10 protein-coding genes are annotated in these 12,900 nt (G+C 42.1%); 4 read left to right on the top strand and 6 right to left on the bottom strand.

Annotated elements, in window-relative coordinates:
- The first annotated feature begins 28 nt into the window (after positions 1-28).
- Both HC246_RS00570 and HC246_RS00565 read left to right on the top strand, forming a co-directional pair.
- Positions 29-3,040: an SbcC/MukB-like Walker B domain-containing protein gene (locus HC246_RS00570; RefSeq protein ID WP_169361689.1), complete on the top strand. Its 3,012-nt coding sequence runs from the start codon at positions 29-31 to the stop codon at positions 3,038-3,040.
- A 242-nt stretch (positions 3,041-3,282) separates the two neighbouring features.
- The gene (locus HC246_RS00565; protein ID WP_126386977.1) at positions 3,283-3,663 is read left to right on the top strand and encodes an AbrB family transcriptional regulator; all 381 of its coding nucleotides are present in this window, start codon (positions 3,283-3,285) and stop codon (positions 3,661-3,663) included.
- Positions 3,664-3,715: 52 nt separating this feature from the next.
- Here the strand turns inward: HC246_RS00565 and recF are convergent, their stop codons facing one another.
- The 3 genes from recF to HC246_RS00550 form a co-directional block, all read right to left on the bottom strand.
- Positions 3,716-4,846 carry a DNA replication/repair protein RecF gene (gene recF / locus HC246_RS00560; RefSeq protein WP_169361688.1) on the bottom strand — a complete coding sequence of 377 codons (1,131 nt, stop codon included), beginning with the start codon at positions 4,844-4,846 and terminating at the stop codon, positions 3,716-3,718.
- A gap of 103 nt (positions 4,847-4,949) precedes the next feature.
- The gene (locus HC246_RS00555; protein WP_169361687.1) at positions 4,950-7,847 is read right to left on the bottom strand and encodes an ATP-binding protein; all 2,898 of its coding nucleotides are present in this window, start codon (positions 7,845-7,847) and stop codon (positions 4,950-4,952) included.
- 66 nt (positions 7,848-7,913) lie between these two features.
- Positions 7,914-8,537, bottom strand: coding sequence for a helix-turn-helix transcriptional regulator (locus tag HC246_RS00550; RefSeq protein ID WP_169361686.1), 624 nt, complete (start codon positions 8,535-8,537; stop codon positions 7,914-7,916).
- A gap of 130 nt (positions 8,538-8,667) precedes the next feature.
- On the opposite strand from HC246_RS00550, the gene HC246_RS00545 reads away from it, so the two are divergent.
- A complete protein-coding gene (locus HC246_RS00545; RefSeq protein WP_169361685.1) occupies positions 8,668-9,645 on the top strand; it encodes a histone deacetylase family protein in 978 nt (325 codons plus the stop codon).
- 61 nt (positions 9,646-9,706) lie between these two features.
- On the opposite strand, the gene rpsR is transcribed toward HC246_RS00545, so the two are convergent.
- Together rpsR and rpmG are read right to left on the bottom strand one after the other, a co-directional pair.
- Entirely contained in the window at positions 9,707-9,934 is a 228-nt protein-coding gene (rpsR, locus tag HC246_RS00540; RefSeq protein ID WP_126386092.1) for a 30S ribosomal protein S18, read from the bottom strand.
- Between the two features lie 38 nt (positions 9,935-9,972).
- On the bottom strand, positions 9,973-10,167 hold the full coding sequence (gene rpmG / locus HC246_RS00535; protein ID WP_009629301.1) for a 50S ribosomal protein L33: 195 nt from the start codon (positions 10,165-10,167) through the stop codon (positions 9,973-9,975).
- A 406-nt stretch (positions 10,168-10,573) separates the two neighbouring features.
- Here rpmG and HC246_RS00530 point away from each other — a divergent pair, with 406 nt between their 5' ends.
- Complete coding sequence (locus HC246_RS00530; RefSeq protein ID WP_169361684.1) at positions 10,574-11,611, top strand: aromatic ring-hydroxylating dioxygenase subunit alpha; 1,038 nt, start codon at positions 10,574-10,576, stop codon at positions 11,609-11,611.
- A 71-nt stretch (positions 11,612-11,682) separates the two neighbouring features.
- Here HC246_RS00530 and HC246_RS00525 read toward each other — a convergent pair whose 3' ends face one another.
- Positions 11,683-12,741 carry a DUF3326 domain-containing protein gene (locus HC246_RS00525; RefSeq protein ID WP_169361683.1) on the bottom strand — a complete coding sequence of 353 codons (1,059 nt, stop codon included), beginning with the start codon at positions 12,739-12,741 and terminating at the stop codon, positions 11,683-11,685.
- Positions 12,742-12,900: the final 159 nt, after the last annotated feature.

Here is a 12,900-nt window from a genome sequence, read left to right as displayed (position 1 = left end):
TTGTTAGGAAAGATTCTTACACACCAAAATGATCCCTCAGAAATTAAGATTAAAAAATTTCTTGAGCTATCAACAATTAGCCTTAGATTTCAGTGGGCTTCATGTTGCTTGTATTTGTGGCGCGAATGGAGCAGGTAAGTCTTCGTTATTAGAGGCAATTTCTTGGGCGGTATGGGGCGCGAGTCGGGCGGCAAGTGAAGATGATGTGATTCATGTGGGTTCTAAGGAGACTCAAGTAGATTTCACTTTTATCGCAGGTGGGGAGATCTATCGGGTCATTAGAACGCGATCGCGGAATAGTTCAACATCTTTAGAATTTCAGGTGCAGAGTGAAGGGAAATTTAAATCCCTGACTGAGCGTAAGGTGCGATCCACGCAGCAAAGTATCATTTCCCATCTGAAAATGGATTATGAAACTTTCGTTAATTCCGCCTATTTGCGCCAAGGTCGCGCTGATGAATTTATGCTGAAGCGTCCCAGCGATCGCAAGCAGATTTTGGCGGATATGCTAGCGCTATCGCAGTATGACGAGTTGGCGGAGAGGGCTAAGGATATTGCGCGAACTAGTAAGGCGGAGTCGGCTGTTTTAGAGAATTTATTGGCGCATTTGCAGTCACAGATTTTAGCGGGAGCAGAAATTGTGCCGCAGTTAGAAACTTTGCGATCGCGATTAACAGAGTTACAAACTTGGGAAAGTCGCGATCGCGCCAAATTACAAGCTGTCGAAGATTTGCAAAAGCAATATAACAGCGTTTCCCAGCAGTTGACTTGGCAACAGCAACAGCAAACTTCGCTCTCTAGTAATTTAACGCAAACAGAAAGACAACTTGCTAGTCAACAGAAGCAATTACAACTGTTAGAAAACTATCTGCGCGAGCGATCGCTAATTTTGCAAGATTACGAACGCTATCAATTGCTATCTAATCAAGAGGCAGAGCTAGAGCGCAAGTTTCAAAAATATCAAAAACTAAGTGAAAGGCGTGGCGACTTTAGTCACAAACTCGCTAGTTTGCAAAGTGAACTTAAAGGTCAGTTACGCCATTATCAAGCCCAGTTAGAAAGCCTAGTACAGCAGGAAACTGATTTGCAAGGCGTGTTAAGTCGAGCAACGGAAATTGAAGCCGCGATCGCCGAATTACACAAAGCAAGGGCAGTTTTGCAGGAATTTGATCGCCTCCATGCCCAATCTACGCCCCTCGTCCATCGCTATCAGACGCTCAAACATCAGTTAGAACGGGAAGAAACAAAACTTACTGCCAAGTTAGAAGAACTAGTTGCCAAACGTGACCAATTGCAGTTGCAAGTCAAAGATCGCGATCGCCTTCTCAGTCATGCTCAGGAGCTAGATCGCCAAATCGAAGCATTGCAAAAAAAGCAAGTCTATCAACAGCGTGTCCATGAAAAGGGATTAGAACGACGGGACTTTTTGGAACGATTAAAAAGCCGTTTAGCGGATAGCGAGGCTGCCTTTAATAAACTAGAAGCGAAAATGCGTCAGTTAACCGTCCCGAATGCGCCATGTCCATTGTGCGATCGCCCTCTTGATGAGGCACATTGGCAATTAGTGCAGAAAAAACATAGGCAAGAATCTCGCGATTTGCAAGCGGATATTTGGGTGGTCAAGGAACAACAGGCGGCTTCTAACTGTGAAATCGAAGTTTTGCGTGAGGAATATCGTAATCTCAAAAAGGAACTCGCGCCACTTAATGATTTAATTCAGCGCAAGGGAACTTTGCAAGAACGGCTGAAGGCAATTGCTGAGGCAGTGCAAAGACTGGGGCTAATTGAAGCGGAGATTCAAGATTTAAGCGATCGCTTGCAAACTAAAAATTATTTGCGCGAAGCATGGGAGGAAATGGAATTAATCGATAAGAATATCCATAAATTTGCCTATGATGAAAAAAATCATGCTCTGGCTCGTGGCGATGTCGAACGCTGGCGCTGGGCGGAAATCAAGCAATCAGAATTAAAAAATGCCCAACGTCAAGCGGATCATCTCTCGCAAAAAATCCCTGATCTGCAATTAAAAATTAATCAATTAGAAGAACGCTTAACCAAAAATCTGATCGATCTAGAAGTTCAGCATGAACTCGAACAGTGCGATCGCGCTCTTGCCCAATTATCCTACGATCCAGACCGACATCAACAACTTCGCACCCAAAAACAAGAACTGACGACCTCACTATTGCGCTATCAAGAACTTACTCGCGCCGAACAGGAATATCCCGAACTTCAGCAACAGGTGAGCCATTTGCAACAGTCTCAAACTAAACATCAGCAAGAATTTCAAACTATCTCTGCTCAAATTACAGGCTTACAGGCTCAGGTTCAAGCCTTGCATGGCGATCATGCTCAGGAAATTCATGGTCTAAGGCAAAATTTACAAAACTGGCGATCGCAAATGGACACTCTCCTCGCCCAAATCGGTAGCCTTCAGCAATCCCAACAACAACTAGAGCAAAGCCGTCAACGCGAACAGGAAACCCTCTCGCAAATCGAAGCGGCTCGCCAACGTCAACGCATTCATAATGAACTCTATCAAGCCTTTGGCAAAAATGGCATTCAAGCCTTGATGCTCGAAAATGTCTTACCACAAATCGAAGTGGAAGCCAATCAAATTCTCGCGCAACTCAGCGATCGCCAATTAAATGTCCGCTTCATCACTCAAAAATCTGGCAAAAAAAGCGATCGGCTCATCGAAACCCTCGACATTGAAATTGCGGATACGAGAGGTACAAGACCCTACGAAACCTATTCGGGAGGAGAAGCCTTTCGCATTAATTTTGCGGTGCGGCTTGCCCTCTCTCGTGTGCTTGCTCAGCGTAAAGGCAGTACTTTGCAAACCCTAATTATCGATGAAGGTTTCGGCAGTCAAGACCAGTTAGGATGCGATCGCCTTGTCAGTGCCATTAATGCGATCGCACCCGATTTTGAGTGCATTCTCGTCATTACCCATATGCCACAAATGAAGGAAGCTTTTAATACGCTGATCGAAGTATCGAAAAATGATGAGGGTTCAACAGTTCAATTAGTTGGATAAAATTGTTAGCAATCTACTTAATTGACATATTGATCGTGCCATAAATTACAAGACTAAAATGGGCTATTTAGGTAATTTTATGGAATAATACTTAACTAAGGATCACAATAAGTAATTAGAAATGGATCACAGAGATCTGTAAATATAAATAGCTTGTAGATTTAACTAAAAAATTTGACGAATAGTACAACTATCTTAGATACTAAGTTAGAAATAATTTGATATAAAACTGTTAGAAACCTATGGCAAAAGTCAAACAACCCGTCCAACTCTCTGGTGAAGCTTTGTTGCAGAAAGTCAAAGAACTAGAGCACCTATCAAAAGAAGAAAAAGCTAAAGCTTGTGGATACGCAACCATCACCAAAAACAATCAAGCTCGTGTTAACTTGATGAAATTTTATAATGCTTTGATGGAAGCAGATGGGGTTGAGCTTGAAGCTAAAGGAAGCGGCAAAGGCGGACGTAGTGCTAGTTATCGTGTAAGTGTTCAAAAGAATGGCAACCTATTAATCGGTTCAGCCTACACACAACTTATGGGTTTAAAGGCTGGTGATGAGTTAGAAATTCGTCTCGGACGCAAACATATTCATCTACGTCAAGTTGGTGCAGACGACGAAGAATAAATAACAACACAAAGCAAAAAACAAGCCTGCATTGCAGGCTTGTTTTTTGCTTTTAGAATGAAATTTTGCCATTTTCTACTTGAAAAATTCGGGCGGAATTTAACCACTGAGCATCAAACGATCCTAGATGGGTTGTGGTAATTATTGTTTGCACGCGATCGCCAATTGCATTTAATAGATGATCTTGGCGTTGAAGATCTAGCTCAGCTAGTACATCATCTAACAATAATAATGGTGGTTCTCCAAGTACGGATTCCAGTAATTCTAACTCCGCTAGTTTTAGAGCTAATACTAAAGTCCGTTGTTGACCTTGAGAGCCATACTCACGCGCAGGCGTAGCATTAATCGTGAGGGAAACTTCATCGCGATGAGGACCAACTAAACTTGTACCTTGATGTTGTTCAATGATTGTTTTTTGGAAAATTGCCTCAAAAAAAGCCTGATGAATATCCTCAACTAGATCTGTTGGTGCAAACTCAAATTTAGGGACATAGGTAATTTCTAAATGCTCACTACCACCGCTAATAGCTTGATGCCAATGCCTTGCGATGGGGGTTAAGCGTTCTAGTAAACGAGATCGTCTTCTAATTAATCTGGTTCCCGCTGTAACTAACTGAGCATCCCAGAGCGCCATTTGTTGCGGTTCATAGCTTATTTGTCCCTGTTTAATTGATTTGAGTAAAGCATTTCTCTGGCGCAAAACTTGGTTATATTGCTGCAACAGATTAATATAAATCGGCTCTAATTGAATTAAAACTGTATCCAGCCAATTGCGCCGACTTTCAGGACTACCACGCACTAAGTCTAAATCTAAACTGGAAAACATAACGGCATTTAAATTGCCGAGAAAATCTAAATGTCTTGCCTGATTTACAGCATTTACAGTTAAAGTGCGTTTGCCACTAGAGCGCATCCGCATTCCTAACTCTACGGGATAGCTTTCAGGCGATCGCGATCGCTGACAGATAGCAATAATTTCGCCAATCGACTCGCCATTTTTTACTAGATCTCGATCTTTACTCACACGGTGCGATCGCAAAGTCGCTAATAGTAAGACTGCTTCTAGTAGGTTTGATTTGCCCTGAGCATTATTACCCACTATGACAGTCTTGGGCGCAGTGAAAGCGACTTCCTGATCGATGTAGTTACGAAACTGCTTAATGTGGAGAGATTTGAGATACATTCACACAAATGTTGCTATTGGCAGCTTTCTAGCATAAGGCTTTTTCTCAAAATTAATGCGTAAGTTCACCCAAGAGGTGAGTAGCGGCACCTCGTGCCGCTACTCACATTGTTACATTGCTCCCAACATGAATCACAAAATAAAATGTTGCCCCTTGAGTGATGAGATCTGATTGCCAGTTTAGAGGAGGATTGCCTCCAACTTGTCCAAAACTCTCTACCCAAATTGTGCCTCCCATTAGTTCAACCAATCTCCTACTAATCGCCAAACCTAGTCCAGTACCACCATAGCGGCGGCTAATCGAGGTATCAGCTTGGGTAAAGGCTTGGAAGAGATTAATGAGGCGATCGCCTTGAATACCAATACCACTATCTGTTATTGCAAATTTCAACTCATATTGTGAAGTATCAGGTAAGGGAATAGCGTTAATCGAAACAGATATATTTCCCTTTGGCGTAAACTTAATTGCATTACCAACTAAATTAATCAAAATTTGACGTAATCGCGAGCTATCTCCAATCACGCTTTTAGGCACATCAGGATGAATGGAATAGTAGAGATGGATATGTTTGCTTTCAGCTTGATTATACATGAGGCTGAAAACTGAATTAATCACATCTTCTAAAATAAACTCTCTTTGTTCTATTTCCAACATTCCCGATTCAATTTTAGAAAAATCTAAAATGTCATTAATAATCGTCAATAGAATATCGCCACTTTCGATAATGGTTTGGACAAGTTCCTCTTGATCTGTTGTCAGTTCACTAGTAGCAAGTAACTGCGCCATAACTAAGACACCATTCATAGGGGTGCGAATTTCATGACTCATGTTCGCAAGAAACTCACTCTTCGCCTTGGTCGCCGCTTCGGCAGCTTCTTTGGCATTAGCTAAAATAATTTCAGATTGCTTCCGTTCGGTGATGTCTCGTGAAATTTGGATTACTGTATCTTCCGTTAGCGGTGAAATACTGGTGGCAAACCACATTTCGCGATCATCAATTTCTAATTTGTATTCGCAATTTGCAATCTGATTATTTTTTAATGCGGTTTGAATCGTTCTTACAATTGTCTCAGCAGCATCATGGGGTAACTCTTCGTAAATTGATTGGCTTAAAACTTCTTCACGAGTTCCCTTTAAATTTAAATCTTTAGTTGCAGCTATTTTGATGCAACTTCCTTCAGAATTGCGAACTAGAACCACATCACTCATAGCATTAAATAAGATACTTTGCTCTGTATAGGCAGTATTGAGCTTTGCTTGACTTTCTTGTAGTTCTATTTCTGTTTTTTTGCGATCGCTAATATCTTTCATAATGCCAATCACGCAATCCTGACCATCCAAAGACATGCAAATTGCGGATATCAAGACTGTCTTAAGCTCTTTCGTTGCGGTGCGAACTACTACTTCAAAATTTTCGATGCGCCCTTCCCGATGCAGTACGTCCCAGTAACGATACATATCCTCAGGATCACCCCATAAATTCAGTTCCCTACAGGTATGACCGATGATCTTATTTTGGTCAGCTCCCAAAAAATGACACAAACTCTGATTGACATATAAGCATCTACCCTCTGCTAAGGTCGCAATCCATGCAGGATCGGGGCTAACCTGAAAAATAGTAGAAAATTTAGCTTCTGATTCCCGTAGAGATTGATTGACTTGATCAAAAGATTGATAAAACTGATCAGCCATCCAATTAAAGGATCGGGCAAGGGTATTTAATTCCGCGATCGCAATATCTTCTGGTAAAGCTTGCCAATCACCATTCACTAGATCCTGACTGGCTTTGCCTAGGCGCTTAATTGGAGTTGTAATCCAGCGCGCAAGCAGCAGCCCAATGCCCGTGGACACCAATAAAGTCAGGACGCATAACCAAAAGGTTCTATTCGCATTTTCCTGAATCTCAGCCATAAAGTCTGCTTCAGGAATTACAATCACCGCTAACCAATCTAAATCCTGATGGCTACTGTCTCGCTTCAGAGGCAAAATCTGTACAAAATAATGTATTCCTTCTTTCTCAAATCGCAATTGTTGACGATCTTTAATGTTATCGAGTCCTCCAAACTTTTCTGTCAGATATTGAGCAGTAATTCTCGTTAGCGCATTTTGACTATTTAAAACACTAAAGCGGCGATTATTCGGATCAACATTTTTGGCAGTGTTTTCTGTCAATGGTGCAAGTAAACCTTGTCGAAAGGGAATTTCACCTGTGGACATCCCAATCATTTGACCATTACGCTCAATCACAAAGGCTTGCCCTGTTTTCCCAATTTTGAGCTTTTGCAAGAGATCTCCTAAATGAGTCAAGGAGACCGCAGTTCCTAATACACCTTGAAATTGATTATTGCGATCGCTAAAGGGCAAAAAATTTACAGCGATTAGGGAAGGTTGATTCGGATTGGCTAGAGAGACATTAATTCTCCAGACTGCTCTTCTAGCATTTTTAGCATGTCCATACCAAGGATGATTGGGCGGATCGTTGTGGGGATCATAGGTTGCAGAGCGTCTAATTAGCTGCTGCCGATTACCTGCTGTATCGGCAAGATAGGTATCCCAATTGTAATTTGTGGATTGATCTCTGACGCGAATGGCACGGGAACCATCCTCTAAATTTTCAACTATGAGAATTTCCTTTTGTTCTGTAGCGATCGCCACGGAAGATATATCCGTAAATATTTGAGATTGCTGCCAAAAATATTTTTCTACGGCTGCCAAATTTTGCCAATCGAGCATTCCCAGTTTTATGTTAGCAGCATTATTTTGATTGATCTCCGTAGGCTTGTGCAGATAACTATGGAGGCTTTGGTCAATGCGATCGCCTACCTCCTGCATAATTTGATTAGCTAATTTATCAATTGCTGATTCACCACTACGATAAGATAAATAGCCTACAAGTCCTACTGAGCCGACAATCTGCACCACAAAGGGTACAAGCATAATCCAATATAGGGAGATGTTTCCCAGCCCAAGGCGTTTGAATAAGTCTGGAGAAGACATCATGAACTAATAGGTACAAAATAGCATTGATGATTTTAACTTGATGTTTTAGCGATCGCTAATGGTTTCTTAAGCTGGACGGACAAACCATAAACTTCGCTTACCATCATGGGAGATGCAATCGAGAATGAGATTTTTGATGCGAATGGGTAAACGACCACTTCTACGCGCACGCCGTAAACTACTTGGTGAACATTCGACAATTTTAGCAATTTCTATAGTTGTCCAGAGTCGCGTAAATAAATCATCAGGGAAAGAAGACATATTTTGCGCCAATTCTTTCCATGCCTGCACATAGGCTTCAGTTGCCTCGGTATGTTGAATTACCGTCTCACTATCTACACTGTTGCTATTTATCTCAACAAGGGCAGGTGGGCGCGGATCTAACTCTCCAAAAATTTCAGTATCAATGTAAACTTGGACATTTAATATGTCATCCCAACTTTTACGAAAGTCTTCGTCATTTTCTAATTCTGAGTTATGGGAATAATTGGTTAAATTTTGATTTTTTAATATTGGGTAAATCTGATCATCTTTAGCTGCGGCGATCATATTTCTGACAGCTTCTAGGACGTTTTGTTTATTGTGATGATGATAGAGATAGATAATCTCTCGAATCGATAATGCAAGCTCCTTCGGCACGGCTAGCATTTCCGTATCTGATTGCTGTGTTGGTTGAGATGGATCGACCACAGGAAAAACCTAAGTAAAATTGCTGTGAAAATATGAAAGATTTCCAACAAATCAGTAATTTTAAAAGTATAACGCTAGTCTCTATAGAGACAACAACTATTCGTTGATTTATCGATAGGCAAAAGTGCGTATGTTGACATCTAACTTAGAGATTGATTCTCCACCTACTAATAAATTCCCAATTATTTATTCTGATATTTTTCTAGAACATGATACAGGCACTTATCATCCTGAGAAAGCAGGTCGCCTTACTGCCATAGTTGATACTTTGAAAAATTCGGCGATCGCCCCACAGTTAATTTGGCAGGAACCAACTTCCATCAAATCACGACAGCGATCGGGATTTGATATCTTACAAGAAGTGCGGCGTTTTCACACTCAGGAATATATCGAGGCTCTCCGTCAATTAACAAATCAGGGTGGTGGCTATATTGACGGAGATACGATCGCTTCTTGGCAAAGTTACGATGTGGCTCTTTTAGCCGTTAGTGCATGGCTCGATGGTGTGGATATAGTGATTAATTCTGGTCGCCCTGCCTTTGTGCTAGCACGTCCCCCCGGACATCATGCTCGCGCTCATACAGGAATGGGTTTTTGTATCTTTGGTAATGCGGCGATCGCGGCGATGTCAGCAATTGATCGCTTAAATCTTCAGCGTGTCGCTATTCTCGATTGGGACGTACATCATGGCAATGGCACACAGGAAGCAGTATGGGATCGCCATGACATTGCCTACATTTCTACGCATCAATCACCTTTTTATCCCATGACAGGGCATCAAGATGAAACGGGTGAACATGAAAATATTTTGAATATTCCCATGCGAGCAAATTCGACTATTACCGAATATTTACCAATATTTGAAAATCAAATTATCCCATTTCTCAAAAACTTTAATCCCGACCTCCTAATCGTCAGTGCAGGTTTTGATGCCAATGCTGACGATCCCCTTGCGAGTGTTTTGCTGAAACCAGAGGATTTCGGTACTTTGACAAAGCTTTGTCTAGAGGTAACGCCTAAAATCTTATTTGGTCTAGAAGGTGGTTATGACTTCAATAGCCTTTCGCGATCGGTCGTTAGTGTCATTGAGCAATGCCTAAAAAAATAAAGAGACGCATCGCGTCTCTTTATTTTTAAGTAAAGAAATGACGCATCGCGCCATTTCTTTACTAACCTTCTTTGTTGATGAAAGGCAGTAATGCAACTACACGAGCTTGTTTAATCGCTGTGGTCAAAGCACGTTGTTGCTTTGCGGTCAAACCTGTAATACGACGGGGAAGAATTTTGCCACGTTCGGTGATGTACTTACGCAGTAATTCGACATCTTTATAGTCGATTTTGGCAGCAGGCGCGATCGGAGAGAGGCGCTTGCGATAAAAAGAGGAGTTAATTGCCATGATGGGATTATGCGATTTTAATGATTGGGATTAACGGACTACTTGATTTCTTTGTGAACAGTGTGAGAGTTGCAATGAGGGCAGAACTTTTTGAGTTCTAATCTTGCAGTGGTATTACGACGATTTTTCATGGTCGTATAACGAGATACACCAGGCGATCGCTTATTGGCATTGGTGCGACATTCGGTGCACTCTAGCGTAATAACGAGACGGACACCTTTGTTTTTAGCCATTTTTTTAGTTGTGAGATTACTTAAAAGTGCGATCTACAAGTATTACACAAAATTATCCTACTTCCACACCAATAGGAAAATTATTGTCAGAAATTTAGGCGATCGCCATAACTATAGCAGTTCTAAATAAGTTAAAAGAGGCTTCGACTCCGCTCAGCCATCTATATACGTTGGCTGAGCGGAGTCGAAGCCCTATTTTTTATTTGAATTATCTATAACGTCAGTTCGAGTTAAGCTGGCAAATTTTAAAAACCCAAAAGTAAAAGGCTTGCGTAGCAAGCCTTTTACTTTTGGGTTTTGAGTTATTCCGAACTCGTGTTAACTAGATTCGTGCAAAGTTATACAGAATAAAACTTTGGTGCGTTGTAACGTCAATCTTATAGAACTAGACACAAGAGTGATTTTTATGGTAGCAACCAAAGAAGTATCTTTGCCACGCAATTGCACTTTTAGTTCAACTGATTGGCAAGCGCTTGCACCCTTCTGGTATCCCGTTGCATTTTCCCATGAGATCACAACTGAAAAGCCCTATGGCACACACCTATTAGACGAAAGATTGGTGATTTATCGAGTTTCCGATGGCTCGGTTATTGTTGCTAAAGATCTATGCCTGCATCGTGGCGCACCCCTGAGTTTAGGTTGGATTGAAAACGATCGCCTCGTTTGTCCTTATCATGGTGTGCAATATGACTGCAATGCTAAATGTGTTCATATTCCCGCTCAGCCTGAAGCCACAATTCCATCAAGACTTAAACTTAAGACCTATCCAGTAATGGAGCGCTATGGGTTAGTCTGGACAAGATTGATCGATAATGGTGCAGTTCCATTTCCTGAATTTGATGAATGGGAAGATCCAGATTATATTCAGGTGTTACCTAATTCCGTGGATTTGGATGCGGCAGCAGGGCGACAAGTGGAAGGATTCTTAGATGTCAGTCACTTTGCCTTTATCCATGCGAAGTCTTTTGGGGAAAAGGATAATCCCGAAGTGCCAGACTATAGCATCGAGCAAACAGCCTCTGGATTCAGAGCCGACTATATCAGTACTGTTAGCAACTACGCTCATGGCATGAAGCATTTAGCTCCACCTGATTTTTTGTGGCGCAGACTATTTGAACTGTTTATTCCCTTCACCGCCAAGTTGACTGTTTTCTTTCCTCATGGCAATCTACATATTCTCAACGCGGCTTCGCCAATTTCGGCACGGAAAACGCGATTGTTTGTTCCGATTTGTCGAAACTTTGATAAAGATGCGCCTCTACAAAACACTCTCGATTTTAATGATCAGGTATTTTATGAGGACAAGGCGATCGTTGAGGAGCAATGGCCAGAGGATTTGCCAATTTGCCTTGCGGACGAGGTACATATTGCAGGCGACAAAAGCTCGATCGCTTTTCGTAAAAAGCTGGCAGCGATCGGCTTAGGCAAATCTTTTACTTCGTAGTTCCAGAAATAGCAGTGCTTTGCACCGCCATTACCCAAACCTATAAAGTTGTGCCCCAAAGGGTCACAACTTTATAGGTTTGGGTAATTTCGTAAGCTGCGAGGATTAATTCCTGCTTTCATTGCGGTTAAAACCCCGATCGCTTCCCAATAATTTTCAACTACAACACCTTTTAATCCCAATATCTCAGGGGTAACTTCTAGCGCCGTTTGATTTTCCTTCACAAAAATAGTTTGGACATGGGGTAATGGATTAAGTGCTAATAAACCCGCACCACCGCAAGCACTGTAAGGCGTAACGATCGCATTGATATCATCAGCCGTAATATCATCAGGCTTAAGCAGATTGCGATTGGTAATGATTTTCGGGGCGCGACTTAATCCGACTAATACACAGGGCAGAAATGTATAACCTAGTTCCTCAGCCGCCGCACGGGGCGAAACGCTTGGATCGAGTGGTAATGGTTGTAAGGCAGGGGCATGGGCGCAAGGTATGGCAAATTCGCGCACGATCGCATGACTAATTACGGCTTCGGCTCCTGCGAGAGCATCCACCCCTTTGCCTTGGCGATAGTTTTGTAATGCCTCGCTATCAGGATCATCGGGAAATCTGGCGACTACTGCGATCGCTTCTACTTGAGAAACTTTAATCAATTTCTCGGCGGCTCTGAGTAAACTATCGAGATTGGCGATCGTTCCCCATGTCGCGCCCGACTCCCCCGATCTCAATTCCACACCCAGATCGCGATCGGTCACTAATACATCGCTAATATTCAATCCTAATGTCGCTTGTGCCGCCGCAATCGCTTGACGGTGACGTAATTCTAAGTCTGATTTCATACCGCGATCGAGAATTATACCTATGCGATTAGATCTGACCGCACGCAGTCCCCAGTCATCCTTTGCCATGCGATCAAGGGCATATCCCTCGGTGTATAACACATTTGGCATTGACCAATATAAACTTGCGCCGTTTAAGACATTGGGATGGGTGATTACGTTATCCGCTATTGAGGCGATCGCTCTCGCCACTGGCAAAGCATCACCTGCATAGCCACCAATAGCGGCATTAATGCCAGTAGGCACTAGTAGTAAGACATTAAAAGATGGGGAAGAAGATTTTAAATTCATGAATGCAAGAGTTAGCGCCTAGATATGATTTAGGAGAATAATGATCGCCTGTAATCAAATAATCGGCTTTGCCATTTACAACATACAGATATATGACTACATCTGTGGATAATGCGATTGCGCTTCGCTGTAAAGTTAAACGAGCAAGTGATTGTTATA

This window comes from Pseudanabaena yagii GIHE-NHR1 (assembly GCF_012863495.1).
Lineage (GTDB): Bacteria > Cyanobacteriota > Cyanobacteriia > Pseudanabaenales > Pseudanabaenaceae > Pseudanabaena > Pseudanabaena yagii.
Note: the sequence above shows the minus strand (reverse complement) of the source record. Positions and strands in the feature narration are given on the sequence as shown.

Bases quoted from the DNA above. Each gene is read 5' to 3' on its own strand.
- HC246_RS00570 (WP_169361689.1), top strand. From the start codon at position 29: ATGATCCCTCAGAAATTAAGATTAAAAAATTTCTTGAGCTATCAACAA.
- HC246_RS00565 (WP_126386977.1), top strand. From the start codon at position 3,283: ATGGCAAAAGTCAAACAACCCGTCCAACTCTCTGGTGAAGCTTTGTTG.
- recF (WP_169361688.1), bottom strand. From the start codon at position 4,846: ATGTATCTCAAATCTCTCCACATTAAGCAGTTTCGTAACTACATCGAT.
- HC246_RS00555 (WP_169361687.1), bottom strand. From the start codon at position 7,847: ATGATGTCTTCTCCAGACTTATTCAAACGCCTTGGGCTGGGAAACATC.
- HC246_RS00545 (WP_169361685.1), top strand. From the start codon at position 8,668: ATGTTGACATCTAACTTAGAGATTGATTCTCCACCTACTAATAAATTC.
- rpsR (WP_126386092.1), bottom strand. From the start codon at position 9,934: ATGGCAATTAACTCCTCTTTTTATCGCAAGCGCCTCTCTCCGATCGCG.
- rpmG (WP_009629301.1), bottom strand. From the start codon at position 10,167: ATGGCTAAAAACAAAGGTGTCCGTCTCGTTATTACGCTAGAGTGCACC.
- HC246_RS00530 (WP_169361684.1), top strand. From the start codon at position 10,574: ATGGTAGCAACCAAAGAAGTATCTTTGCCACGCAATTGCACTTTTAGT.
- HC246_RS00525 (WP_169361683.1), bottom strand. From the start codon at position 12,741: ATGAATTTAAAATCTTCTTCCCCATCTTTTAATGTCTTACTACTAGTG.